Raw genomic sequence first — 23,890 nt, 5'->3', positions numbered from 1 at the left:
TGAAGGCGGCCGCCCGAACTGGGTTTCGGGCGGCCGTTGCCGGTCATGATCGTCGGCCGGCATTCGGCACCGGGAGGAGCCTTACTTGATATAACCGCCCTCGGTCATCGCCGCGGTCGCGGCGTCCTGGGCCTGCTTCAGCGCATCGTCGACGCTCGACTGACCGGCAAGAGCCGCCGAGAAGAGCTGGCCGACAGTGGTGCCAAGGCCCTGGAATTCAGGGATGGCGACGAACTGCACGCCGACATAGGGCACCGGCTTGACGGTCGGATGCGTCGGGTCGGCGGCGTTGATGGAGTCCAGCGTCATCTTGGCGAACGGAGCCGCCTTCTGGTACTCGGGATTGGCATAGAGCGAGGAGCGCGTGCCCGGAGGTACGTTGGCCCAGCCTTCCTTCGACGCGACGAGCTCGGCATAGTGCTTGCTGGTGGCCCAGGAGACGAACTTCTCGGCGGCGTCGGCCTTCTGCGTGCCGGCCGGGATCGCGAGCGACCACGCCCACAGCCAGTTGCCGCGCTTGCCGAGGCCGTTATCGGGCGCCAGGGCGTAGCCGACCTTGTCGGCGACGGTCGAGTTCTTCGGGTCGGAGACGAAGGACGCCGCCACGGTGGCGTCGATCCACATGCCGCACTTGCCCTGCTGGAAGAGCGCCAGGTTCTCGTTGAAGCCGTTGGACGAGGCGCCCTCGGGACCGTCGGCCTTCATCAGGTCGACATAGAACTGCAGCGTCTTCTTCCACTCGGGCTGATCGAACTGCGGCTTCCAGTTCTCGTCGAACCAGCGGGCGCCGAACGAGTTCGACATGGCGGTCAGGAAGGCCATGTTCTCGCCCCAGCCGGCCTTGCCGCGCAGGCAGACGCCGTTCACGCCACTGGCGCGATCGGTCATCTTATCGGCGGCCTGCTTTACAAAGTCCCAGGTCGGCGCGTCGGGCATCTTGAGGCCGGCCTTCTCCATCAGGTCCTTGCGGTACATGACGAAGGAGCTTTCGCCGTAGAAGGGCGCGGCATAGAGCTTGCCATCGACCGAGAGGCCGCCGGCGATGGCCGGGATGATGTCCTTGGCGTCGTAGTCGTCGCCGAGCTTGTCGAGCGGCAAGAGCCAGCTCTGCTTGGCCCAGATCGGAACCTCGTAGGTGCCGATGGTCATCACGTCATACTGGCCGCCCTTGGTGGCAATGTCGGTGGTGACGCGCTCGCGCAGCACGTTCTCTTCGAGCGTGACCCAGTTGAGCTGAATGTCGGGGTTGGCCTTGGTAAAGTCATCGGTCAGCTTCTGCATGCGGACCATATCGCCATTGTTGACTGTGGCGATGGTGATGGATTCGGCGTGTGCGGCGAACGCAAGCGCGCTGGCGGACAACAAGCCCAGGGTGAGCGTGCGAAGTTTCATCAAATTCCTCCCATAAACCAAGATGAGCATTTGCCTTGGTTATGAGCAATTACTCACTTGGTGTGAATTATGTCAAGCCGGATTCGATGCTGCAGCGCAGCACGCAACCCGGCGCATGGCGGCGGACGATCCGGCAACAGGGCTCGGATTGCCACCGCCTGGGATCCGGGCGGCAGGGCCGAAAGCCTCCTGAACGAGATGTGGTTTTCTTGCCCGGTCTGCCGGTCAGCTTGTCTGCCAGTCAACTTGTCCGCCGGTCAGCAGGCGATCTCGGCCAGCAGCCAGTCACGGAAGGCGCGGATCTTGGGCACGTTGCGGCGCGCCTCGGGGTAGACCAGCCAGTAGGCGTGCCCGTCGTCGCCGACCAGGTCGAAAGGCTGGATCAGCCGGCCGTCCGCGAGTTCGGACTTGAACAGCGCCCGGGTCAGGATCGCCACCCCATGGCCCGATATGGCCGCGTTGGCTTCGTAGGCCTGCGCGCCCATGCTGCTGCCGGGACGCCTGGCAAGGTCATGGCTGTGCACGCCGGCGGCCTCGAACCATTGTGTCCACCAGATATCGCTGGGATCGAGGATCGGCAGCTTGAGCAGATCGGCCGGTTCGTTGATGCCGCCGATGCTCGCCGCGAGCTTCGGGCTCAGCATCGGCGTGAAATCGGCATCGAGCAGCTTGTGGGCTTCCAGCCCCGGCCATTTGCCACCGCCCGAACGGATGGCAAGGTCGACATCCTCGCGGGCGAAATCCGTCAGCCGGCTCGACGTCTCGAGCCGCACGGCAAGCGACGGGTGCGCGATCTGGAACGCGCCGAGGTGGTGCGCCAGCCAGTTGGAGGCAAAGGTCAGCACCGTGGTGACACATAGCAGCCCGTCCGCGCCGCCGCGCGCGGCGGCATAGGCCTGGCTAAGAATGGCGAAGGCCTCGCTGACGGCCGGCGCCAGGCGTTGGCCGGCTTCCGTGAGTTCGATCTGTCGCGGCCGGCGCAGGAACAGCGGCGCGCCGACGCGCTCTTCCAGCACCTTGATCTGATAGCTGACCGCCGCTTGCGTCATGGCGAGTTCACCAGCGGCCTTGGTGAAGGAAAGATGCCGCGCCACCGCCTCGAACACCCGGATCGCCTGCAGCGGCGGGAGTTGCGAAAGCTGTGGCGCGCCGAGGTCAGGCATAAGGCGTCCTTATGGGTCGTTATCGACGTTCGATTGGCAAAGGCGGCCGGCAAGGCCGACATTGATGCTCAACCCGTCATTCGGGTTCAGGATAACGAAGGTTGACGATCATGACCATGGCGCAGCAAAAATGCACTCCCGCTCCCGATCATCGCTGGATTTCGTGGCTTGTGGACGGATTCGGCTGGTTCGCGACCCGAAAAAAGGCACATCTTGATATCAGGGACCTGTCGCCGCATCTGCTGCGCGACCTCGGTTTTCTCGACGGCAACGACCCTTTCGGCCGGCACCAATAGCCTTGCTGGCTTTATCGCAGGAGTCAGATGCTGGCCAGCAGGGCGGCGGCCGTCCGCTCGTCGGTGATGAGCCCGTTGACCAGCCGGCGGTTGACGGCCGCCATGATACCCGGCAGCTTGCGCTCGCCCATGGCAAGCGCAATGACCAGCGACTTCTCACGCGACGGCAGCGCCGCCGACGATACCCGGTCATTGGTGATGCCCTCGATCATGCGGCCCTCGCGATCGAACACCCAGCCGACGATTTCGGCGACGCCGCCGGCCTTCTGCAGGGCTTTCAGCTCGCTTTCGGAAATGAAGCCATCCTCGTAGAGCGGCGCCTTCGGCCCAAGGTCGCCAATGCCGATGAAGGTGACATCGGCCTCGGCGGCAAGCGCCAGCGTCGGCTGGATCATCGGCTGATTGAGCAGCATCTCGCGCTCCTGCGGCGAGGAGGCGATGACCGGCAGCGGCATCGGGAAGGACCGCGCCTTGACCCTGTCGGCCATGGTGAAGATGACGTTGTAGAAGGCGGCCGAACCGTCCGGCGAGATGTTGCCGGTCAAGGACACCACCTTGTGCTGCGGGCATTCCATCGGCGGCAATTGTTCGATCGCCGCCTTCAGCGTGCGTCCGGTGCCGATGCCCATGACGAGCGGTGTCGGCGACCGAAGCCGCCGCTCGATCTCGGCGGCTGCCGCTTCGGCGATGCCGATGGTCGTGGAGGATGAACTGGGGTCACTCGGCACCACCTCGACAAGGTCGAGCGCGAAGCGCGATTTCAGCCGCGCGGCAAGGTCCAGGCAGTTGGCGATCGGATGATCGACGCGGACCTTGATCAGGCCTTCCGACACCGCCAGCGACACCAGCCGCTGCGCCGTCTGCCTCGATATGCCGAGCGTGGCGGCGATCTGGTCCTGTGTGTTGCCGGCAACATAGTAGAGCCAGCCGGCGCGCGCCGCGTCGTCCAGCCTGTTGGTGCCGCCATCCTGCCGGGTATTCACGTCCTGCCTCCCGAAAACCGCCGATCATCAGGCGGTCATATCAGTTTCGCAGGGAATGGCCGCCTGCGCAATTGTCAATCTCAAGAGCAAATGCTTACACCGATACAGCGGAGTTTTCTTCACTATCATCCGGCTGGAGAAAGCGCGGCGGGTTCCGTTTTTATCGGAAGGGATGTTCTGCGGCCGCTAAAGGTTTATCTCCCGTCGCAAACCCTTTAAGGGATCGCAAAAAGGAGCGCTGCATGACACCGAAGGCGGTTTTCTGGGACATGGACGGCACGCTGGTCGACAGCGAACCGCTGCACGAGGCAGCCCTCATTGCAGCGATGCGCAATGCCGGCCTCACGCCGCCTGACGATCTGCATGAGCGCGTGCTCGGCGTCGCCGCCTGGCCGGTCTACGAAATGATGCGCGACGAGTTCGGGCTGCAACTGCCCTTCGACGAATGGATCGTTCACAAATATGAGCATTACCTGCCGCTGGTCGAGGGGCTGAAGCCGCGCCCAGGCGCGATCGAGGTCTTCAACGAACTGCGCGCGCTCGGTGTGCAGCAGGCGGTGGTCTCCAATTCGGACCGGATGATCGTCGACGCCAACCTGCACATGGTGGGGCTGACTTACCCCGGCATGAAGACGATCAGCCGCAACGACGTGCGCGAAGGCAAGCCGCACGCCGAGCCTTTCCTGCGCGCCGCCTATCTGGCGGAGGTCGATCCTGCGCACGCCGTCGCGGTCGACGACAGCTGGCCGGGCGCCATGGCGGGCCTGGCGGCGGGAATGAAGACCATCTTCTGGCCTGAAAAGCCGATGGAAGGACCGCCCGGCGCAGTCGTCATCAACAGCGCCGCGGAATTGCGGGCTCAGCTCGGACTGTAGCCCTCAGTTCCGGTACGCCGGCTCCTGTTCGTCGAGGATCGCCTTCAACTCGGCGAGATGGCGTTCGGCCTGGCCTGGATAGTCGTCCATCTCGCTCGCCGCCTTCTCGGCGATCGCGTCGGAGAGCGTGCGCAGCGGCCGGCCGGTCCACAACGCCTTGATGTAGGTCTCGGCGGCGCGCTCGAAATAGAACATGCGGTTGAAAGCATCGGCGACGGTGTCGCCGATAACCAGCACGCCATGGTTGCCCATCACCATCACCTTGACCTTGGGGTCGGCGAGAAGCTGCGAGCAGCGTTCGCCCTCTTCCTCGAAGGCCAGCCCGCCATAATGCGCGTCGACGATGTGACGGTTGAAGAACATCGCCGAATTCTGGTCGATCGGCGGCAACGTCGAGTCGGCAAGCGAGGCCAGCACGGTGGCATGGATCGAATGGACGTGCATGACGCAGCGCGCGTGCGGCACGTTGCGATGGACGGCTCCGTGCAGCCCCCATGCCGTCGGGTCGGGTGCATTCGGCCCTGAAAGCGTGTCGGGGCCGTTGGCGTCGATCTCGATCAGGTCACTCGCCTTGATGCGCGAGAAATGCACCTGGTTCGGGTTCATCAGGAACCTGGTGCCGTTGTCGTTGACGGCCAGCGAGAAATGGTTGGCCACCGCTTCGTGCATGTTGAGCCGCGCCGTCCAACGGAAGGCGCATGCAAGATCGACGCGCTCTTCGTAGAAGGGCAGGTTGGTCAGCGTTTCCTTCTGCAGGCGGGCAATGCTCATCCTAGAAATCCTCCGGTTTCGGCAAGAATGCCGCGCTCCGCTGGTGCCCGCAACCGCTTTCGCTTGGTGCAGACCGCCAGCTATGCCGCCGTGCTTGCGGCGCCAACAGTCCGCAGTCCGCCGTGTTCGACGATGAAATCGATCACCTCCTGCAGGCCCTTGCCGCGCGAAAGATCGGTGAAGCCGAACGGCCGCTTGCCGCGCATGCGGCCGGCGTCGCTCTCCATGACATCGAGATTGACGTTCACATAGGGCGCCAGGTCGCTCTTGTTGATGATGAGGAAATCGGAACGCGTGATCGCCGGGCCGCCCTTTCTCGGAATCTCTTCGCCCTGGCAGACCGAGATGACATAGAGCGTCAGGTCGGCAAGGTCCGGCGAGAAGGTGGCGGCCAGGTTGTCGCCGCCGGATTCGATGAAGATGATGTCGAGATCGGGAAATTTGCGGTTCAGCTCGGCGATAGCCTGCAAATTGATCGAGGCGTCCTCGCGGATGGCGGTGTGCGGGCAGCCGCCGGTCTCGACGCCGACGATGCGGTCCTCCGGCAGCGCCTGCAGCCGGGCCAACATCATGGCGTCTTCCCGGGTGTAGATGTCGTTGGTGACGACGGCGATGGAAAACTCGTCGCGCAGCGCCTTGCAGAGTTTTTCGGTGAGCGTCGTCTTGCCGGAACCGACGGGGCCGCCGATGCCGATACGAAGAGGACCGTTCGCTTGTGTCATGTCGGAAACTCCATAATGGCAAGAACCGCGAAGCCGAGCCCGATCAGCAGGCACAGCGGCGAATAGAGATTGGTATCGAGCCGCGCAAAAGGCTGTTCGGGTGCCAGCCGGCGCCACCAGGGCATGAAACCGGCGATACCGCGCCCCAGGAACACCAGACCGATCAGCATCGACGTGGCGGCAAGCCCCTCCCTTGGAAACGGCGAGGCAAAGAAACCGATGAGCGCCAGCGGCCACAGCGTTGCCAGGCCAAGGCAAGCGGCAACGGCGAAACTGGCGAATGGCGTCGGCATTTCGTCGACGCCGCGAAAACCGACGACGGCGTGGGCGCAGGACGCCGCATCCCTGCCCGGCCAGATGCCGCCTATGCCCCAATAGACGTGCAGGGCCGTGATCAGCAGCAGGACGAATGAGAGGACGAAGGCGAGGAGGATCATGAGCGGAACAGTCGTGAGTACTGGGTTTCGTGCTTCATCGCCACGATGTCGGAGATGAAGGCGCAGCCGCCGAGATCGTCCGGTATCGAGCGGGACGCGCGGGCAGCGGTCGAGAGCGCCAGCGGCTCGAACCCTGCCAGCAGCGTCGTGGCCTCGTTCTGGCCGATGACGCCGAGCCGGATCGCGGCCTGGACGAGGTTGGAGAAGAAGGCTTGCAGGAAGGCGGACAGCGCGTCCTGCAGCGCAATGCCGTTGCCGCCGGCGACAGTGCCGACAGCGACGCAATAGGCGCACTCGGCCGGCAAGCGCTCCAGCACTGGATTGGGCCAGGCGGCGGCGGCCTTAAGAAAGGCCGCACCTTGCAGCATGGTCTCGGTGTGGCGCTCGCGCGAGCCTGCCAATGCCTCGGCCAGTGCTGCGACTTCGGCCAGATCGCCGCCTTCGCGGGCGCGGCGCCAGCTCTCGGCGAACAGCACGGCATCGTTCCAGCCCGAACCCACCTCAACCAGCGTCTCCAGCCAGCCGGCAAGGCCAGCGGCATCGGTCACCAACCCATCATGCACCGCCCGCTCAAGGCCATGGCTATAGGCAAAGCCGCCGACCGGAAAGGCCGGCGACAGCCAAGCCATCAGCCGCAGCAGGGCGATGCCGGAGGGCTGGTCAGTCATGATGATGATCGTGATGCGAATGCGCATGGCTGTGCGAATGGGATTCGCCGTGGCCATGGCTGTGCGCCTCGGCGTGGGCGTGGCCATGCCCACCGGAGTAGGCGCCGCGGACCGGCTTGAACGGTTCCGAGACGTCGCGCACCGTGGCGCCGAGCCCCTCCAGCATCGCCTTGATGACGTGGTCGCGAAGGATGAGGATGCGGTTCGCCTCGATGCCGGCGGCGAGATGGCGGTTGCCAATATGCCAGGCGAGTTCGGTCAGATGCACGGCGTCGCGGGCGCGGATGTCATAGACCGCTTCGGGCGCCGCGACGATCTCGATATGGCCGCCATCCTCCAGCACGAGCCGGTCGCCATCGTTGAGGGCAATAGGCTCGCGCAAGTCGACCAGCACCTTGCTGCCGTCGGCAAGTTCGATGGCGCGGCGGCGCAGATGCCGCTCGTCATGGGCGAGAACCGCACGGCCGGATGGCGCGGTGGCTCCAACACTGCCCGCAGGCAGCACCGAGACGGCGCGCGGAAATTTGGTGAAGTCGGTGTTGAGGTTGAGCTTCATTTCATGGAGCCTCCGTTAGCTTGCGCCCGCGCACGGGCAGGCCGCGACAACACGCGGTCGAAATAGGCGTTGACGCGGTCGGAGTCGATCGGGAACCGGCCGGCACGCGCCCAGCCGCCCATGTCGCCGAGCAGCACGTCGACAGCCGAGAACCGGCCCAGCGCGAACAGCCTGTCGCCGAGCCGGCGGTCCAGCGCCTTGACCTCCGTGGCGAAGTCATAGGCCGCGGCAGGACCGACATCGACCCGAACTTCCCTGGGTAGGAGGAAGCGGTGGCGCAATTTGTTCCACAGCGGCGCTTCGAACTCCGACTGGGCGAAGTGCATCCAGGAATCGATTTCGGCACGGCCGGCGAGACCGGGATTGGCGCCCATCCCCTTGTCGGCGTGCTTCTCCGCCAGATAGACGCAGATCGCCGCCGAATCCGTCACCGTCAGCTCACGGTCGATGAGGATCGGCACCTTGCCCGACGGGTTGAGCGCATAGGCTTCCGGCGAGCGGAGCTTGACCTCGACGAATTCATAGGGCTCCCCGAGTTCCTCGAGCATCCAGAGGACGCGGCTGACCCGGGATCCGCGCGATCCGACGGCCTTGTACATCGTTGAACCTGCCTTTCCCCGGAACTCTAGATCATCGGGAGGTGTCATACGATCGTGTCGAAGAGCCGCAGGATGAACGATATCTGGTAGATGAGCGCGGCCGCGACGAAGGCGATGTGGAAGCGGCGGTCGGGCACCAGGATCGCGGCGATGCAGAGCGCGACGAAGACCGGCGTGCGGAACAGATATTCGTTGCCGAAGCGGGCGAAATGCTCCGGACCTTTCAACAGGGTGTCGATGACGTCGAGCAGGTAGCTCCCCGCCAGCAGTCCAAAGAACCAGGCCCGGCGCGAATAGAAGAAATCCTCGTAGCTGGTGTAGTCCAGCATCGAATCCGGAAACAGCAGCGCGCACAGCAGGAACAGCGTGATGGCGTAGAAAATGATGAAAAGGTATTTGCCAAAAGTCCACGTTTCGATGGCGTAGAGGTCGAACTCCCACCACCAGAAATGCACCAGCATCAGCAGGACCGAGGCGACCCAGGCCAGATGCACGGGATAGAGCCGATACTGGCCGGGATGCTGGACGATGCGCGCTACCCCCGACAGCAGGCGGGCGACGCCAAGTCCGATCACCATGCCCATGACGATGCGGATATGCGGGAAGATGTCGTGGGCGGAGGCTATTTCGGTGGCCATGGATCTTGGGAGAAACGCTGGTGGGGAAAAAGAGGCAGCTAGCCTCGCAGGAAATCATCCATTGAAAGAGGGCCGCCAGGCCAAAATCTCCCATCGAGCGCCTGCTTGGCATTGAACGGTGGCTCACTTGGAAATTGCGATTTCCGCAGGCCGGTCTCCTGAATGGCAATGGGCAACGCGTCTTTGTAGGACTGATCGAAGATTTGAGCGGGATAGCGACGAAGACTCGAACTATCCTTGAGGATACCTTCGATCCAGACACGCTGCTCGGAAATCGACGATTGCCAGCTGTGGCATCTGTGGCCCGGCTGGAATTCCCATTTCAGGAGGTGTGCAATCAACACCCGCATCCGACTGCGAATTTCTCTCCGGTCACTTCTCCCCAAGCTTTCTATCTCCTCGGCAAGGTTCTCGCGGTCGAGATCGGAGAGACGACCCTCGCGCAGCAACGCAGCCTGCTCGGCGCACCACTGGGCGTAGTCTGTTTCATAGGGTGTCATGGCCCTGAGACGGTCAATCCTGTTCATATGCGCATAATGCCCTAAAGCGCGCCGCGTTTAAACGGCTTCTTGGCGCAGGCACCGGTGAGGCTCAAAACAGAAAATACCGTTGCGTCATCGGCAGCACCGTCGCCGGTTCGCAGGTCAGCAACTCGCCGTCGGCGCGAACTTCATAGGTTTCCGGATCAACCTCGATATGGGGCGTGGCGTAGTTGAGTACCATCGAGTGCTTGCCGATGCCGCCGCGCGTGTTCTCGACGGCGACGAACTGCTTGTCGACGCCAAGCCTGCCGTGCAAACCTGATTCGAGCGCGGCCTTCGAAACGAAGGTCACCGACGAATTGGTCCGGGCTTTGCCATAGGCGCCGAACATCGGCCGGTAGTGCATCGGCTGCGGCGTCGGGATCGAGGCGTTGGGGTCGCCCATCGGGGCGGCGGCGATCATGCCGCCGATCAGCACCATGTCCGGCTTGACGCCGAAGAAGGCCGGGTTCCACAGCACCAGGTCGGCGCGTTTGCCGACCGCGATCGAGCCGATCTCCTTCGAGAGGCCGTGGGCGATGGCCGGATTGATGGTGTATTTGGCGATATAGCGGCGGACGCGGAAATTGTCGTTGTCGCCGGTCTCCTGCGGCAGTGACCCGCGCTGGCGCTTCATCTTGTCGGCGGTCTGCCAGGTCCGGATCGCCACCTCGCCGACGCGGCCCATGGCCTGGCTGTCGGACGAGATGATCGAGAAGGCGCCGATGTCGTGCAGGATGTCCTCCGCAGCGATGGTTTCCTTGCGGATGCGGCTTTCGGCGAAAGCGATGTCCTCGGGGATCGACGGCGACAGATGATGGCAGACCATCAGCATGTCGAGATGCTCGGCCAGCGTGTTGGCGGTGTAGGGCCGCGTCGGGTTGGTCGAGGACGGGATGACGTTGGGAAGGCCGCAGACCTTGATGATATCCGGCGCATGGCCACCACCCGCACCTTCGGTGTGGAAGGCATGGATGGTGCGGCCCTTGATCGCCGCCACCGTGTTCTCGACAAAGCCGCTCTCGTTGAGCGTGTCGGTGTGGATCATCACCTGCACGTCGTAGTCGTCGGCGACCGACAGGCAGCAGTCGATCGCGGCCGGCGTCGTGCCCCAGTCCTCGTGCAGTTTGAGCGAGCAAGCGCCGCCCAGCACCATTTCCTCGAGTGCGGCGGGCAGCGAGGCGTTGCCTTTACCCGACAGGCCGATATTCATCGGGAAAGCGTCGAAGGACTGGATCATGCGCGCCATGTGCCATGGCCCCGGCGTGCAGGTGGTCGCCAGCGTGCCATGCGCCGGGCCGGTGCCGCCGCCGAGCATGGTGGTGATGCCCGACATCAGCGCTTCCTCGATCTGCTGTGGGCAGATGAAGTGGATATGCGCGTCGAAGCCGCCGGCGGTGAGTATTTTGCCCTCGCCGGCGATGATTTCGGTGCCGGGACCGATGACGATAGTGACGCCATCCTGCGTATCAGGATTGCCGGCCTTGCCTATTGCGGTGATTCGGCCATCCCTGAGGCCGATATCGGCCTTGAAGATGCCGGCACTGGCATCGATCACCAGCGCGTTGGTGATGACGGTGTCGACCGCGCCCTGGGCACGGGAAACCTGGCTCTGGCCCATGCCGTCGCGAATGACCTTGCCGCCGCCGAATTTCACCTCCTCGCCATGAATGGTGAAATCCTTCTCGACCTCGATGATCAGCTCGGTATCGGCAAGCCGCACTCTGTCGCCAACGGTCGGGCCGTACATCTGGGCGTAGGCGGCACGGGTTAGTCTGGCCATCAGCGATTGCTCCCGAAATGCGGTATGGTCGAAGCCCGTCTGCACATTGTCGCCTTCCAATGGTCACGCAATGACCCGCTGGGCGACACCTTCTGATCCCATTTGGCAGTTGAGGTTGGGACGCCACCCCAAAGCGACCGTTTGCCAAATCGATGGAAGGAAAATCCATGCGCAAAACGATAGTTCTTGCAACCGCCGCCAGCCTGATGCTGGCTGGTGCCGCCAGTGCCCAGCAGCAGCCCGCGCAACAGCCCGCTCCGACCACGCCGGCCCCAGCCGCCCCTGGCGGTCAGCAGGCCGCGCCAGCGATCCAGAGCGTCAACATCATCGACATCAGCGAGCTGCCGAAGGACACGCAGACGCAGGTCAACCAGGTGATCGCGCAGCGTGGCGACGCCGGCCTGCAGAAACTGCGCAGTTCGATCGACGCCACCCCCAAGGTGAAATCCGCTCTCCAGGCCAAGGGAATGACCTCGGCTCAGGTGGTCGCGGCCAGCATGGAGCCGAATGGCGCGCTGACCCTGATCACCAAGAAAGCGAGTTAAGGACCCAGCGTGGCGGGCCGGTATCCGGTCCGCCCGCCGAATCATGACGGGAACCGTGGCAGGGCCGGAGTCGTTTCGTTTCCTGAGCGTCGAAACAAACCGCGAAAGTGGACGATGACCGACACCACCTTGCCCGATGCCCGTTGGCTGCACGCCGTTGCCGCGGCTGCGTTTGTCGCGGCGAGCGTTCCCCAGGCAGCGCTGAACGCGCAGGGCCTTCAAAGCCCGGAGACTGTCGACCGGATTGTCGGCTCGCAGGTCAACCAGGAAGAGGCCAAGACGACCGCTGAGATCGGAAAGGTCAATTCGGCGATCGACCGCACGCGCGAAAACATCAGCACGGTGCGCAAGACGTCCAAGCTCGACAAGGTCGATATCGTGTTCCTGACCGACGCGGCGCGCAGCGAGGGCGGCCCGCCGCCGGCCATCGAGAACAAGGTTAGGCAGCATCAGGACGATGTCGCGGAACTGCGCAAGGAGATCGAGGCCAACGCCCTGCTCTACAATGCCATCGAGTCGCGGCGCGTGCTTGCCGATGATGTGCTCGCCGTGGAGTTCGATGATCCCGGAAAGATCGTGATCTATGCGGCCGCCAAGCCGTCGGGCTGAGCCGAAGGCATCGCCTGTGTGCAGGCTTGCCCCGAAGCCATTCGCCGGCCTTGCGCGCCACGCATGAGACACCCTCACAGCTTGCCCATCACCTTCTGCTGGAATCCATAGACCTCGCGCTTGCCGCCGAGCGGCACCAGGGTGACGTCGCGTTCCTGCCCCGGTTCGAAGCGCGTGGCGGTGCCGGCGGCGATGTCGAGGCGCATGCCGCGCGCGCGCGCGCGGTCGAATTTCAGCGCCTCATTGGTTTCGTAGAAATGGTAGTGGCTGCCGACCTGGACCGGCCGGTCGCCGCCGTTGGCCACTTTCAGGATGACGGTCGGCAGACCCTTGTTGAGTTCGATGTCGCCTTGCGCGGGAATGATTTCGCCGGGGATCATGGGACCTCACACCACGCCGAAGGCGAGGCCGACGCCGATCGCCGCGCAGGCTGCACCCGCGATACGGGCCATACCGCGGAACCTGAGGCCGAGGCTCAGACCAGCGGCGATGCCGATTGCATGAAGCAGCACGGTGGCAACGGCAAAGCCGGCCATATATTCGAGGCCGCCGGCATTTTCCGGCACTTCCATACCATGGGCATGGCCGTGAAACAGCGCGAACAGGCCGATGATGGCGACACCGGCCGAAACGGGGAGATCGACCGCCAGCGCCACCAGCAGCCCAAGCGCCACGACGGAGGCCAGTATGCCCGGCTCAACGAAGGGCAGCGGCACGTGCAGCATGCCAAATGCGCCGCCGGCCAGCATGACGCCGACGAACGCCGCCGGCCAAACCCAGATCGCCTTGCCGCCCTTGAGGGCCGCCCACAGGCCAACAGCGAGCATCACTGTCATATGGTCGAGACCCGACAGCGGATGCGTGAAGCCGACTATAAAGGAGGAGGTCGTGCCGATGCCGGCATGGGCGTAGGCGGGCATGGCTGCCGCGACGAGCAGGATCGCCGAGAGGCACAGGCGTTTGACAGGGACCATTTTATTTTGCCTTTCGTTTTGCGGTGTCAGGCGGCCTTGCGCGGACCGCAGCCCTCGGCCTTGAGCACGCGCTTGGTCGAAGCCGGATATTTCTTCAGCATCGCGGCGGGACGGATCGGCCGGGCGGTAAAATCGCCGCCGCAGTTCGGGCAGACGCCGCCAAGCACGTTTTCGACACAGCGCGCGCAGAAGGTGCACTCGAAGGTGCAGATCAACGCATCCTTCGCTTCGGGCGGCAGATCCTTGTCGCAGCATTCGCAGTTCGGGCGCAGCTCCAGCATTTTTCTCTCTCCTCACCGGATCGGTTCGTGCACGGTCACCAGCTTGGTGCCGTCGGGAAAGGTCGCTTCCACCTGCACGTCATGGATCATTTCGGCGATGCCTTCCATCACCTGCGCGCGACTGACGACATGGGCGCCGGCCTCCATCAGCTCGGCGACCGGGCGGCCATCGCGGGCGCCTTCGACGACGAAATCGGTGATCAGCGCGATGGCTTCCGGATGGTTGAGCTTGACGCCGCGCTCGAGCCGCTTACGCGCCACGATCGCCGCCATGGCGATCAGCAGCTTGTCCTTTTCCCTTGGCGTCAGGTTCATGCGTCTTCCTGAAATGATGCGGACACAGTCACAGTGACCATAATTTGGGCAACCCCGCCCTTCCGTTGAGCAATTCGACGAGCGGGACCAGCCGCTGGCGCAGGTGGTAGCCGTCCCCGGCGTAAAGCCTCGCAAGAAGCTTGCCAGATGTCTTCACGGTCCAGAGGCTGACGCCACCCCGGTCGCCAATGATCTCCCGAACCGGATCGAGCAAGGCTTCCGCGCGCGGCGACACCAGCAGCAGCGTAGCCACGGCGATCGCGCCACCTGATATCGCCGGACGGGACAAGGTGTCGGCGATGGCAGGTCCGATGCGGAAATCCTCGGCATGGATGAGGGTTCCTTCCCTGCGAACACGCCAGCGGTCGCGAAAAGTGCCCTGTGCGGCACGTTCGCCCATGGCCAGGCGGCCGAAGACAGTGGCTTCCAGCACCAGCGCCTCGGCTCCGGCCGCGAGTTCGACATCCAATGTGCGGGCAAAGGCGGCGCGGTCGAAGACGATGGTTTCCTGCGGCAGCCAGGCGATGCTGCCGTTCGTACCCACGGTCAGCTTGACCCGCACTTCGGCATGGTCCGACGCGGCGCGATAGACTTTTTCGCAGGCCTGGGTCGTTATCGCGGCACTGGCATCCACGCCGATATCGACATCCCAACCGAGGCGGTCGCCGCCGGTCAGCCCGCCGGCGGTGTTGATCAGGACTGCCTCCAGCGGGCCGGCTGGAACGGCCGGCAGCCTTATCTTGGCGGAGCCGTCCTGATAGAGGCGCCGCAGCCGCGTGCGTCCGCCGATGCTGGCGCAACCAAGCTGCGCCTTGCCCGCCGCGCGCTGGGGCAGTTGACCTGAGAACTTCGTATTTTCGATCGTATCCACGCCATCAGGTTAAGCACTGTGGCGCTTTTGTCGACATATAGCTTGTTGCTTGATGACGTTTCCGTTTCTATAGAGGGAACCACCTTGGTACGGTCAGGCAACGCTTGGCGGGGGTAGAAGGCGAAGATCGCGACCTGATATCGAGGACAAGAAGGCGCTGTTCAGCGTCGGAACCGACAAGTGGGGAAGAAACCGAATGGCTGACCAGCTGGCAACGGACATCATCGAGAAGATCAAGGCCCATGCCGAGCCGGGCGGCGAGGAAATCACCACCACGACCGAATTGACGGCGCTCGGCATCCATTCGCTGGAGCTGACCGAGATCATCTTCGACCTCGAGGAGCAATATGGCATCGAGATCGAGATGAACACGGTCGATGCCTGGAGCAATCTGAAGAATGTCGGCGACATGGTCGAGGCCGTTCGCGCGCTGATCGCGAAAAAAGCCTGACCGAATGCTGAAGCGCGTCGTCATTACCGGCATCGGCGGGTTGTGCGGATTGGGCACCAATGCGCAGGCAATCTGGGCCGAGATGCGGGCCGGCCGGTCAGCGATCGGCCCGATCGACAATCCCTTCCTGCACGACCTGAAGGTCAAGACCGGCTGCGAGATCAAAGCGCTGCCGGATCACGGCATCGAGCGCAAGCAACTGGTGTCGATGGATCGCTTCAGCCTCTTGGCGGTGATCGCGGCGAAAGAAGCCATGCGGCAGTCCGGATTGATCCCGCATGCGGACAATACCTATCGGATGGGAACCATTGTCGGTGTTGGCGTCTGCGGGTTCGAGACGGTCGAGGAGAACTATCGCGCCATCCTGATCGAGGGCAAGAATCGCGCCGGCATCTTCACCGTTCCCAGGGTCATGCCGGGCGCCGCTGCCGGCCAGGTCAGCATGCATCTGGGTTTGCGCGGACCGGTGTTCGGCGTCACTTCGGCCTGTTCGTCGGCCAATCATGCCATCGCCTCGGCGGTCGACCAGATCAGGCTCGGCCGCGCCGACGTGATGGTGGCCGGCGGCACCGATGCGCCGCTGGTGTGGGGCGTGCTGAAGGGCTGGGAGGCGCTGCGCGTGCTTTCGCCCGACACGTGCAGGCCGTTCTCGGCCGACCGCCAGGGACTGGTGCTGGGCGAAGGCGCCGGCATGGCGGTTCTGGAAAGCTACGAACACGCGATGGCGCGCGGCGCCACCATTTTGGCCGAGATCGCCGGCGCGGGCCTTTCGGCCGATGCCTCCGATATCGTCGCGCCGACCGTCGAGGGGCCGGAAGCCGCTATGCGCTTCTGCCTGGCCGATGCCGGGCTCAATCCCGAGGATGTCGATTACCTCAACGCGCACGGCACCGGCACCAAGGCCAACGACCAGATCGAAACCCTCGCGATCAAGCGCGTCTTCGGCGATCATGCGCGGGCGCTCTCCGTGTCCTCGACCAAGTCGATGCACGCGCATTGCCTCGGCGCCTCGGGCGGGCTGGAGATGATCGCCTGCGTCATGGCGATCCGCGAAGGCGTCGTGCCGCCGACGGCGAATTACCGCGAGGCCGATCCCGACTGCGATCTCGACGTGACGCCGAATGTCGCGCGCGAGCGCAAGGTGCGCGCCGCCATCAGCAACGGCTTTGCCTTCGGCGGCACCAATGCGGTGCTGGCCTTCAAGGCCATCTAATCCGGGCGGTCACTACCTGCTACCTGCCCAGGGCGGTCACTACCTGCCCCGGGCGGTTACTACCTGCCCAGGGCGGTCACTACCTGCCCGGGCGGTTCGGATCGATTGACCGTCGGTGCATGGTGAAGCGTCGCCGCATATTGATCCGGCCGCGCCGCAGCCCTAATTCTTGGCCGACCCCGCCGACATCGCGCCGCTTGGCGCAAATCCCCCTCAGGAGTTCTCGATGGCCGACTTGTCCGCCTTTCCGATCGCAACCCGTTGGCCGGCCAAGCATCCGGACCAGATCCAGCTCTATTCGGCAACGACGCCGAACGGAGTGAAGATATCGATCGCGCTGGAGGAGATCGGCCTGCCCTATGAGCCGCATCTGATCAACATCGGCAAGAACGAGAGCTGGACGCCTGAATTCCTGTCGCTCAATCCCAACGGCAAGATCCCGGCGATCATCGATCCCAACGGCCCGGACGGCAAGCCGATCGGCCTGTTCGAATCCGGTGCGATCCTGCTCTACCTCGCTGAAAAGACCGGCCTGCTCATCCCAGCGGATGCAGCGCGGCGCTACGAGACGATCCAGTGGGTCTTCTTCCAGATGGCGGCGATCGGGCCGATGTTCGGCCAAGTCGGTTTCTTCCACAAATTCGCCGGCCGAGAGATCGCCGACAAGCGGCCGCTGGAGCGCTACCGCGACGAATCACGGCGCCTGCTCGGCGTTCTCGACGTCAGGCTGAAGGGCCGCAAGTGGATCATGGACAATGACTATACCATCGCCGACATCTCGCTGCTCGGCTGGGTGCGCAACCTGATCGGCTTCTACGAGGCGCGCGATCTGGTCGGCTTCGATGATTTCGCCAATCTGGCAGCGTGGCTTGAGCGCGGCCTGGCGCGCCCAGCGGTACAGAAGGGCCTGACCATTCCGGCGCGGAGCTGAACCTCCGGCCCCTGGGAAGCGCCTCCCTACTTTGCTTTCGCCTTGGGTCCGCCCCTGCCGACCACGGAGGCGGCAAGAGACGCCACACCCCGCGCCGTGGCCACCACCGCTCCGGCGGCAACATTGGCTGCGGCGCGAACCTTCGAGCCGCCGCTGGCGGCCGGCTTCTTCGCGTGGGCGGACTTGGCGGCCGCTTTCGACGCGCTACCTGGCACGACTTTTTTCGGCGGCGCCTTGCCGAAGGCCTTTGTATCCTTGGAGCGCTGGGCGACCGCCGGGCCGGCCCCGGCCGTAGACTGCGGCGCCTTCGGTTGGGCTGACTTGCCCCTGGGCTTTTTTGCCTTGGTTGCCATCGGACGGAATCCCTCTTCTGGCATGATTGCCTGATCGGGATAACGTCTTGTAAGTCTTAAAGTTCCCGCCGAAAAATACTGAAAATTAAACAGGTTAATCGACCTTAACCGGGTTCACCAATGACCAGGTCGGCCGCCCGGCGCCGTGCCAGCACCCGTTCGATGTTGGGCATGTCGTTGGAGGCGATCCAGGCGCGCGCATCCGCCTCGGAACGGCCATGCTCGTGCCAGCGTTCCATCAGGCGGCGTTCGAGCTCATTGCGCGGCACGTCGACGAAGATCGAGAAATCGAACAGCGGTGCCAGGCGCGACCACGGCTCCTCGTCGAGCAGCAGGTAATTGCCTTCGACCAGGATGAACTTGGTCTCGGCACCGATGATCGCCGCGGCAGCGCGCGACAATTCCATGCCGCGGTCGAAGACCGGAATGGCGATCTCGGCCTCGCCGGCGCGGATGCGCTTCAAAAGCGTCTCGAAGCCGCCGAAGTCGAACGTGTCGGGCGCGCCCTTTCGCGCGCGCAGGCCGCGCGCGTTGAGCACGATGTCGTCATAGTGGAAGCCGTCCATGGGCACGACTTCCACCGCGCCTTCCGGCAAAAGGTCATGCAGGGTTGCCGATAGTGTCGACTTGCCGGCGCCCGGCGGTCCGGCAATGGCGACGATGAAGCGCTTCGCCTTGCCGGCGCGCTTGAAGATGGTGGCGGCGAGGTGGGCGATTTCGGACATTGTGTTGGCTCCTTCCGCAGGATTTTGGACGCATCTTGTCGGCAGTCGCAGGAGATTTCAAACCGCGATTTGCACGATTTAGAGCGAACGATTGTGGAAGTCAGCGCTGGCGAGTGCGATTAATCCCTTACGGCTTTGCCCTTCAGCTTGCCGGTGGCAGGCCGATACGCAGGAATTCGCTGTCGAACGGGACCTCCGATGCCGCGGCGCCAGCCAGCCGCAGGCGGCCATCCGCCGTGGTGATCTCCCGCGGGGGCTCGCCGCCCGACAGCGGCAACGCACCGATGACATGGCGGAACGAGACGCCGCGGCGCTCGCCGAGCGCGAATGCCGTCGCCACGCCCTCGCGCTTCAGCCAGTTGTCGCCGAGCGAGGCGGCGTGGCCAATCGCGGTGCGCCCATCCTCGATGCCGAGCACGCCGAGATGGCGGCCGCTCCACGGCGCGTAGTCGCGCCCGCCATTGCTGAACCACAGCATGGTGACCGGCAGTTCGGCCGGGTTCTTGAGCACCAGCACCAGATCGTCTTCGGCGTGGCGCGCAAGCGCGGTCCAGCCCGGGCCGCCATGGTCGGCCTCGACCAAGGTGAGGAAATCCTCGCGCCGATCCTCCATGCGGTAGTCCGTGAGATCGAGCGTACCGCCGCCGGCAGCAGGAAAATTCGCGAGGTCGGACGACCGACCGGGATAGGCCAGCATGAAGCGGCCGCGCGTGGGGTCCGGCTCCAGCGGATCGGCTGGCGTGGCGGCAAACCGCTTCGGCGAGAAAGCCAGCCTGCCGCCGCCTTTCATCACCGTCATCGGGTGGTGGGCGACCGAGATCGCGCCGGATCCGCCGGAAAATACATGTTCCTGATAGAGGAAAGGATGGTCGTCGCGCAGCGTGAGAATCTTGTCGACGCTGGCGCCCATCACCTTGTGCCGCAGGCGGAAGATGGCGCGCCAGCCGCCACCCGTGGCGCCGCTGTCCACCACATCCCAGGCGCTGTTGGCCGGCCAGCCATGCAGCGGCGCCTCCTCGACATCGCTGCGCGAAAACGGCGCGCAGAGAAAGTCGCCAGAGAGCCGGACGGTGCCCTGCGGCAGGTCTGGAGGCAGCGTCTCGCTTGCGTCGACCCAGGGTGCGCGGTGCAGTGGCCGCAATTGGCACCCGCCGCTCTCGATTGTCATGTCGGCGATGTGGCCGACCATGAGGTCGAGCGAAACCGAAATGCCCCTGGCCTTGATCGTGACTGTATCCATGGCGTTCTCACCCGAATCTGACGGGTGCCAAGAAGAACCCGTTCGGCGCGCAGCGCAAGCGCGCGGGCGCGCATTTTGCATCAGATTTGCGTCCTCTCTACACGCCGAAGGTGCCAGCCCTATTGCCGCTTGTAGTCCCGTACCGGCGATTTTGTCCCGTCGGTATAGGTCACCTGCACCGACATCGACTTCACGCTGTCGGCGACCTTGAAATAGGGCTGGAAATCACTGGGGATGGCGTAGGGATCCTTGGCATTGCAAGGCGGCATGGGAAGCGCCTTGTCGAGCGTGGCGCCGTTCAGGCTGTAATGCACCTCCTTGATGGCGCAGCGGTAGGACAGCATCTGCGTGAAATAGACCAGCCCATGATTGCCGCTGGCGTCGAAGGCGATCCACGACGTCCAGAACTGGTCGAGGATCTGCTTGTTGCCCTGTTGCAGGGCGGCATCCGGATCGAAGCGGATGTCGAACGGGCCGGTCTCGCGTCCCCTGATGTCGAGATATTTGATCCCGATCGTGGTCGCCGCCGTGCTGTCGGGCAATTCAAAACTCGGATTGGGTATCGGCTTGCCGGTGCGCTGGTCGTTGAGCGCCAGCAGGCCGGTGTCGGTGAAGGGGCCGGTGCCGCCAAGACGCCAGGATATCGCGGTCGCCGGCTCGGGCAGCGAAATGGTCATCGACCAGCCCTGGTTGGAGCGCATCGGCGTCAGCGAAGGCGCGAAGCGGGCAGGGTTGAGCACGTCGCCAAGGGCCGCCAACCGGCTGCGGCTGCGGTCCAGCCAGTCGGCAAGCTGGGTCTGGTCGACGAAATATTTGAGCAGCCCGCCTTCTTTTTCGTAGGAGACGAATTTGGTCAGCGCCTGGGCTTCGCTGCGCTTGTCGGCCAGCGTCTGGCTGCCGAGACGATCTTCCGAAAACTCCTGCGCCTGGAGGTAATAGGCCGGCGCGAAGTCCGGATTGGCCGATATGAAGGCGCTGAGCTTGTCGAGCCGCTGCGCATCGTCGAACTGCATGACATGCACCAGCTTGATCGACAGCGCCTTGCCCTTGTCGGCCAGTTGACCGAACACTTCGCGGGCCCCGGCCTTGCCGTCCTGGACCCTGAGCAGCGTGGCAAAGCGTGTGTAGGGATCGATGGCATCGACATCGAAGCCGGCAAAAGCGAGGTAGGAGCGCCGCGCGTTGAGCATGTCGCCCGACAACTCGTAGACGCGGGCATTGTGGTAGAACTCGTCCGGCCGCTTCGGCTCGGCGATGGCGCCGCCTTGCGCGGCCAAGGTCGCAAACCCCTTGGCTATCGTGTCGATCGAGGCGGCGATCTGCTCGGTCGTCGCCTGCAGCTTTTCGGACTGGGCCACTTGCTGTTTTTGGCCGGCTGCGAGCGTTTCCGTGGTCTGCTTGACCGCTTCGACGGCCTTTTGCGTCTCGACCCCTTGCGCGGTTTGCTGCTGCTGGGCGGACGCGATCTGATCGGTTTTCTGGGCAACCGTGTCGGTCGATTTCTTGACCTGCTCGACCGTCTTTTGCGTTTCGGTGACGGTCTGCACGATCCTGGCGACCTTGGCCGAGACGATGCCCATCGACTGCTGCAGCCCGGCAACAACAGGCACCAGGCCGGCGATCAGCCCGTTCTGCGAATTAGTTTCCTTCTGCATGGCATAGACGCCGCCGGCGACGGCCGCCGCACTGGTGGCGAACACCAGCGCCGGCAGCGCCTTGGCCGCCAGCACCAGCCGCAGCACGATGGCGATGGCGATGATGACCGCCGCGATCGAGGCGGCCAGTGCGATATAGGCCGCGAACGGCGCCAGCGGGTTGAGGATGTCGGACACGGCACCGCCGATGAAGGCGATGCTGCCTGCCCATTTGCCGGTGCGGCTGAGCGATGCCCTGATAAGCGACGGCGCAGCGCCGCCAGCCCCGATATTCGTCATGCCAAGCCCCCCAAGCCGCCCCTTGCCGTTTCCTTCCCACGGGAAACGCCGCATTGGCAAGCAAGGACAGGAAAAGGTAGTGTCCCGGTTTGAAAATTTAGTCGTTGAGCAACCCGCGTCTGCCGGGTTTGGGGGCTGCGGCGTCCATCTTCTCGCAAAGATCATCCAGGAGGGTCTTCCTCCTCGACTGTCGAAATGCGCATGACGCGTACGGCATTGCCGATTACATCGGCGGGGCGCTTCGGACCTTAGGTCCGGTGGGCACGAATCTTCCTGAGCGAGCAAACCTTCTACTGCCCAACTACGGTCGCTGCCGGCCGCGCTGAGGTTATCGGATCGGCGTGGCGAAGGACGATCTTCCACGCGCCATCCTCCTGTCGGAAGATGGTGGTGACCCGAAGCGCAATCGGCACCAGTTTGTCCGCGCCGCCGACTTTGGATTGAAGCCGCTCGATTTCGATGATGTAGCCTAGGTCCGCTGTCGCGTACTCGGCGATTCGTTCAAAGCCGATGACCTCGCCGTCTCGGTAGTTGGTAGCAGCCCGATCCATGGTCTCGGCCGCCTTTATCCACCCCTTGGCCGGTGGACCGAACGGGTTGGCGATTATCACGTCATCCCGCCGCGAGTAGAGGTTTTTCAGAGGCTCAGGGTCGCCCTTCACAAAAGCACCCAAAGCCAGATGATCCTGCTCGATAAATTTCGCTAGGTCGGAAGCCAACATCCTACCGTCCTCGTCTGATCTGAAAAGCGAACTCTACACCAAAATCCTGTGCTATCGAATACGCTCGATCTGTCTCACGAGACATGACGCCAGACACCGCGACCCAAACGGGCGATTTCACGGCGGCTTGTAAGCTTTGGTTCGTCGCGGGGTCGGGAAACCCAAGCTCACAAACCTGGGGCTAACCGCCATTAACCAAATGGACGCCACTGACGCGTTAGTTTAGCTTCGCCTTAACCCAAGCAGAACAGACTTGCCCTTGCCCCCCTTGCGCCCCCTTCCGCTCCTCCAGAAGTTGTTTGCAGCCCTGGCATTTGCTGTGTTGTTCGCCGGCTGCACGACGGCCGCGCCGCCCGACAGCGTGCTGGCCGTGCCGGCGCCGCCGCAGAAATACGCGGCCATCGTCGTCGATGGACGGAGCGGCAAGCAGCTGTTCGAGGTTAACTCGACGGCGCAGCGCTATCCGGCCTCGCTGACCAAGATGATGACGCTCTATCTGCTGTTCGAGGCGATGGAGACCGGCCGCGTCACCAAGGAGACGCAGATCCCGGTTTCCGACCACGCAGCCTCGCAGCCGCCGACCAAGATGCGTTTCCGGCGCGGCGAGACGATCGACGTCGATTCCGCCATCCGCGCCATCGTCGTCAAATCGGCTAATGACGTGGCGGTGGCGGTGGGCGAATATCTTGGCGGCTCGGAAGACCAGTTCGCCGCCATGATGACATCCAAGGCGCGCCAACTCGGCATGAGCAGCACCACCTTCCGCAACGCATCCGGCCTGCCCGACGACAGCCAGATGACGACCGCGCACGACATGGCTGTGCTCGGCATGTCGTTGCAGCGGCGCTTCCCGCAGCATTTCCACTATTTCTCCGAAAGCGACTTCATGTTCCGCGGAAGGCTGGTGCGCGGCCACAACGACATGCTCGGCCGCGTGCGCGGCGTCAACGGCATCAAGACCGGCTACATCAGGGCTTCCGGCTTCAACATCGTCACCTCCTACGATGCCGACGGCCGCCAGCTGATCGTGGTGGTGATGGGCGCCGACAGCGCCCGCCAGCGCAACGACCATGTCGAAGCGCTGATCCAGCGCAGCCTGTCGCCTACCATGGCCGACACCAAGACCAGGCTGATGTTCGCCGAACAGCAGTGAGGTGAGGGGGGCCTCCCCATCTCTTCGTCATCCAAAGACTCGCAGCCGGCTATCGTCTTGCGACTGTCACGCAATCGTGCGGAAGACGTGGCATAGGCTGAGAAATCCGACAGTGGATATGCCCCGCCGCCATGGCGTATTCTAAACCAAGCACGACAGCAGGAGCCCA

Annotated in this window: 30 protein-coding genes; 8 read left to right on the top strand and 22 right to left on the bottom strand. The window is 63.9% G+C overall.

Translation table 11 applies throughout. The annotated features are described in order from the left end of the window. Nucleotides 1-81 precede the first annotated feature (81 nt). Both FJ492_RS02855 and gcvA read right to left on the bottom strand, forming a co-directional pair. Complete coding sequence (locus tag FJ492_RS02855) at nt 82-1,392, bottom strand: sugar ABC transporter substrate-binding protein (protein WP_140508273.1); 1,311 nt, start codon at nt 1,390-1,392, stop codon at nt 82-84. A 257-nt stretch (nt 1,393-1,649) separates the two neighbouring features. Then, nucleotides 1,650-2,555, bottom strand: a complete 906-nt coding sequence (gcvA, locus tag FJ492_RS02850; protein WP_140508271.1) for a transcriptional regulator GcvA — start codon at nt 2,553-2,555, stop codon at nt 1,650-1,652. A 110-nt stretch (nt 2,556-2,665) separates the two neighbouring features. On the opposite strand from gcvA, the gene FJ492_RS02845 reads away from it, so the two are divergent. After that, on the top strand, nt 2,666-2,851 hold the full coding sequence (locus FJ492_RS02845; protein WP_027145414.1) for a hypothetical protein: 186 nt from the start codon (nt 2,666-2,668) through the stop codon (nt 2,849-2,851). 23 nt (nt 2,852-2,874) lie between these two features. Here the strand turns inward: FJ492_RS02845 and FJ492_RS02840 are convergent, their stop codons facing one another. Further along, entirely contained in the window at nt 2,875-3,834 is a 960-nt protein-coding gene (locus FJ492_RS02840; protein ID WP_140508269.1) for a sugar-binding transcriptional regulator, read from the bottom strand. Nucleotides 3,835-4,076: 242 nt separating this feature from the next. Here FJ492_RS02840 and FJ492_RS02835 point away from each other — a divergent pair, with 242 nt between their 5' ends. Beyond that, a complete protein-coding gene (locus FJ492_RS02835) occupies nt 4,077-4,709 on the top strand; it encodes an HAD family phosphatase (RefSeq protein ID WP_140715416.1) in 633 nt (210 codons plus the stop codon). Nucleotides 4,710-4,712: 3 nt separating this feature from the next. Here FJ492_RS02835 and FJ492_RS02830 read toward each other — a convergent pair whose 3' ends face one another. The 9 genes from FJ492_RS02830 to ureC form a co-directional block, all read right to left on the bottom strand. Next, a complete protein-coding gene (locus FJ492_RS02830; protein ID WP_140768393.1) occupies nt 4,713-5,480 on the bottom strand; it encodes a class II aldolase and adducin N-terminal domain-containing protein in 768 nt (255 codons plus the stop codon). Nucleotides 5,481-5,560: 80 nt separating this feature from the next. Next, nucleotides 5,561-6,202, bottom strand: coding sequence for an urease accessory protein UreG (gene ureG, locus FJ492_RS02825; protein ID WP_140768391.1), 642 nt, complete (start codon nt 6,200-6,202; stop codon nt 5,561-5,563). Then, nucleotides 6,199-6,639, bottom strand: coding sequence for a DUF3995 domain-containing protein (locus FJ492_RS02820; protein ID WP_140715410.1), 441 nt, complete (start codon nt 6,637-6,639; stop codon nt 6,199-6,201). The genes ureG and FJ492_RS02820 overlap by 4 nt, the downstream gene beginning before the upstream one ends. Then, nucleotides 6,636-7,307, bottom strand: a complete 672-nt coding sequence (locus FJ492_RS02815) for an urease accessory protein UreF (RefSeq protein ID WP_140768389.1) — start codon at nt 7,305-7,307, stop codon at nt 6,636-6,638. Before FJ492_RS02815 ends, FJ492_RS02820 begins: the two co-directional genes overlap by 4 nt. Beyond that, on the bottom strand, nt 7,300-7,863 hold the full coding sequence (locus FJ492_RS02810) for an urease accessory protein UreE (RefSeq protein ID WP_140508257.1): 564 nt from the start codon (nt 7,861-7,863) through the stop codon (nt 7,300-7,302). The genes FJ492_RS02815 and FJ492_RS02810 overlap by 8 nt, the downstream gene beginning before the upstream one ends. Continuing rightward, the gene (locus FJ492_RS02805; RefSeq protein WP_140508255.1) at nt 7,860-8,462 is read right to left on the bottom strand and encodes a glutathione S-transferase family protein; all 603 of its coding nucleotides are present in this window, start codon (nt 8,460-8,462) and stop codon (nt 7,860-7,862) included. Before FJ492_RS02805 ends, FJ492_RS02810 begins: the two co-directional genes overlap by 4 nt. A 44-nt stretch (nt 8,463-8,506) precedes the next feature. Beyond that, nucleotides 8,507-9,100 carry a hypothetical protein gene (locus FJ492_RS02800; RefSeq protein ID WP_140768387.1) on the bottom strand — a complete coding sequence of 198 codons (594 nt, stop codon included), beginning with the start codon at nt 9,098-9,100 and terminating at the stop codon, nt 8,507-8,509. Nucleotides 9,101-9,138: 38 nt separating this feature from the next. Beyond that, a complete protein-coding gene (locus tag FJ492_RS02795; protein WP_140768385.1) occupies nt 9,139-9,627 on the bottom strand; it encodes a DUF29 domain-containing protein in 489 nt (162 codons plus the stop codon). A gap of 64 nt (nt 9,628-9,691) precedes the next feature. Beyond that, on the bottom strand, nt 9,692-11,407 hold the full coding sequence (ureC, locus tag FJ492_RS02790; RefSeq protein ID WP_181166575.1) for an urease subunit alpha: 1,716 nt from the start codon (nt 11,405-11,407) through the stop codon (nt 9,692-9,694). A gap of 164 nt (nt 11,408-11,571) precedes the next feature. On the opposite strand from ureC, the gene FJ492_RS02785 reads away from it, so the two are divergent. After that, nucleotides 11,572-11,949, top strand: a complete 378-nt coding sequence (locus tag FJ492_RS02785; RefSeq protein ID WP_140768382.1) for a hypothetical protein — start codon at nt 11,572-11,574, stop codon at nt 11,947-11,949. A gap of 114 nt (nt 11,950-12,063) precedes the next feature. Beyond that, nucleotides 12,064-12,558 carry a hypothetical protein gene (locus tag FJ492_RS02780; protein WP_027145427.1) on the top strand — a complete coding sequence of 165 codons (495 nt, stop codon included), beginning with the start codon at nt 12,064-12,066 and terminating at the stop codon, nt 12,556-12,558. Between the two features lie 74 nt (nt 12,559-12,632). Here FJ492_RS02780 and FJ492_RS02775 read toward each other — a convergent pair whose 3' ends face one another. Genes FJ492_RS02775 through FJ492_RS02755 form a run of 5 tightly spaced genes read right to left on the bottom strand, consistent with a single transcriptional unit; the run spans nt 12,633 to nt 14,999 of the window. Then, entirely contained in the window at nt 12,633-12,938 is a 306-nt protein-coding gene (locus FJ492_RS02775; protein WP_140508243.1) for an urease subunit beta, read from the bottom strand. Nucleotides 12,939-12,944: 6 nt separating this feature from the next. Then, entirely contained in the window at nt 12,945-13,532 is a 588-nt protein-coding gene (locus tag FJ492_RS02770; protein WP_140768380.1) for a HupE/UreJ family protein, read from the bottom strand. Between the two features lie 26 nt (nt 13,533-13,558). Continuing rightward, nucleotides 13,559-13,813, bottom strand: a complete 255-nt coding sequence (locus FJ492_RS02765) for a DUF1272 domain-containing protein (protein WP_140768378.1) — start codon at nt 13,811-13,813, stop codon at nt 13,559-13,561. A 12-nt stretch (nt 13,814-13,825) separates the two neighbouring features. Next, on the bottom strand, nt 13,826-14,128 hold the full coding sequence (locus tag FJ492_RS02760; protein WP_015314510.1) for an urease subunit gamma: 303 nt from the start codon (nt 14,126-14,128) through the stop codon (nt 13,826-13,828). 28 nt (nt 14,129-14,156) lie between these two features. After that, nucleotides 14,157-14,999: an urease accessory protein UreD gene (locus tag FJ492_RS02755; protein WP_140768376.1), complete on the bottom strand. Its 843-nt coding sequence runs from the start codon at nt 14,997-14,999 to the stop codon at nt 14,157-14,159. A 196-nt stretch (nt 15,000-15,195) separates the two neighbouring features. Here FJ492_RS02755 and FJ492_RS02750 point away from each other — a divergent pair, with 196 nt between their 5' ends. The 3 genes from FJ492_RS02750 to FJ492_RS02740 all read left to right on the top strand — a co-directional run bounded on the left by FJ492_RS02750 (nt 15,196) and on the right by FJ492_RS02740 (nt 17,594). Beyond that, entirely contained in the window at nt 15,196-15,450 is a 255-nt protein-coding gene (locus FJ492_RS02750) for an acyl carrier protein (RefSeq protein WP_027145432.1), read from the top strand. 4 nt (nt 15,451-15,454) lie between these two features. Further along, entirely contained in the window at nt 15,455-16,663 is a 1,209-nt protein-coding gene (locus FJ492_RS02745; protein WP_140715392.1) for a beta-ketoacyl-[acyl-carrier-protein] synthase family protein, read from the top strand. A 226-nt stretch (nt 16,664-16,889) separates the two neighbouring features. Next, nucleotides 16,890-17,594, top strand: coding sequence for a glutathione S-transferase N-terminal domain-containing protein (locus FJ492_RS02740; protein WP_140768374.1), 705 nt, complete (start codon nt 16,890-16,892; stop codon nt 17,592-17,594). Nucleotides 17,595-17,620: 26 nt separating this feature from the next. Here the strand turns inward: FJ492_RS02740 and FJ492_RS02735 are convergent, their stop codons facing one another. From FJ492_RS02735 to FJ492_RS02715, 5 genes are all read right to left on the bottom strand, one after another. Continuing rightward, nucleotides 17,621-17,947, bottom strand: coding sequence for a hypothetical protein (locus FJ492_RS02735; RefSeq protein WP_140768372.1), 327 nt, complete (start codon nt 17,945-17,947; stop codon nt 17,621-17,623). A 104-nt stretch (nt 17,948-18,051) separates the two neighbouring features. Further along, complete coding sequence (locus FJ492_RS02730) at nt 18,052-18,672, bottom strand: nucleoside triphosphate hydrolase (RefSeq protein ID WP_140508233.1); 621 nt, start codon at nt 18,670-18,672, stop codon at nt 18,052-18,054. Nucleotides 18,673-18,814: 142 nt separating this feature from the next. Next, nucleotides 18,815-19,912 (bottom strand): hypothetical protein, encoded by a 1,098-nt coding sequence (locus FJ492_RS02725; protein ID WP_140768370.1) that lies wholly within the window; start codon nt 19,910-19,912, stop codon nt 18,815-18,817. Nucleotides 19,913-20,031: 119 nt separating this feature from the next. Next, entirely contained in the window at nt 20,032-21,846 is a 1,815-nt protein-coding gene (locus tag FJ492_RS02720) for a methyl-accepting chemotaxis protein (RefSeq protein WP_140768368.1), read from the bottom strand. A 290-nt stretch (nt 21,847-22,136) separates the two neighbouring features. Next, a complete protein-coding gene (locus FJ492_RS02715; protein ID WP_140748604.1) occupies nt 22,137-22,568 on the bottom strand; it encodes a nuclear transport factor 2 family protein in 432 nt (143 codons plus the stop codon). 259 nt (nt 22,569-22,827) lie between these two features. On the opposite strand from FJ492_RS02715, the gene FJ492_RS02710 reads away from it, so the two are divergent. Then, nucleotides 22,828-23,721, top strand: a complete 894-nt coding sequence (locus tag FJ492_RS02710; RefSeq protein ID WP_140715514.1) for a D-alanyl-D-alanine carboxypeptidase family protein — start codon at nt 22,828-22,830, stop codon at nt 23,719-23,721. Nucleotides 23,722-23,890 lie beyond the last annotated feature (169 nt).

The organism is Mesorhizobium sp. B2-5-4 (genome assembly GCF_006441095.1).
Taxonomy (GTDB): domain Bacteria; phylum Pseudomonadota; class Alphaproteobacteria; order Rhizobiales; family Rhizobiaceae; genus Mesorhizobium; species Mesorhizobium salmacidum.
This window is presented reverse-complemented; position numbering and strand designations above follow the sequence as displayed.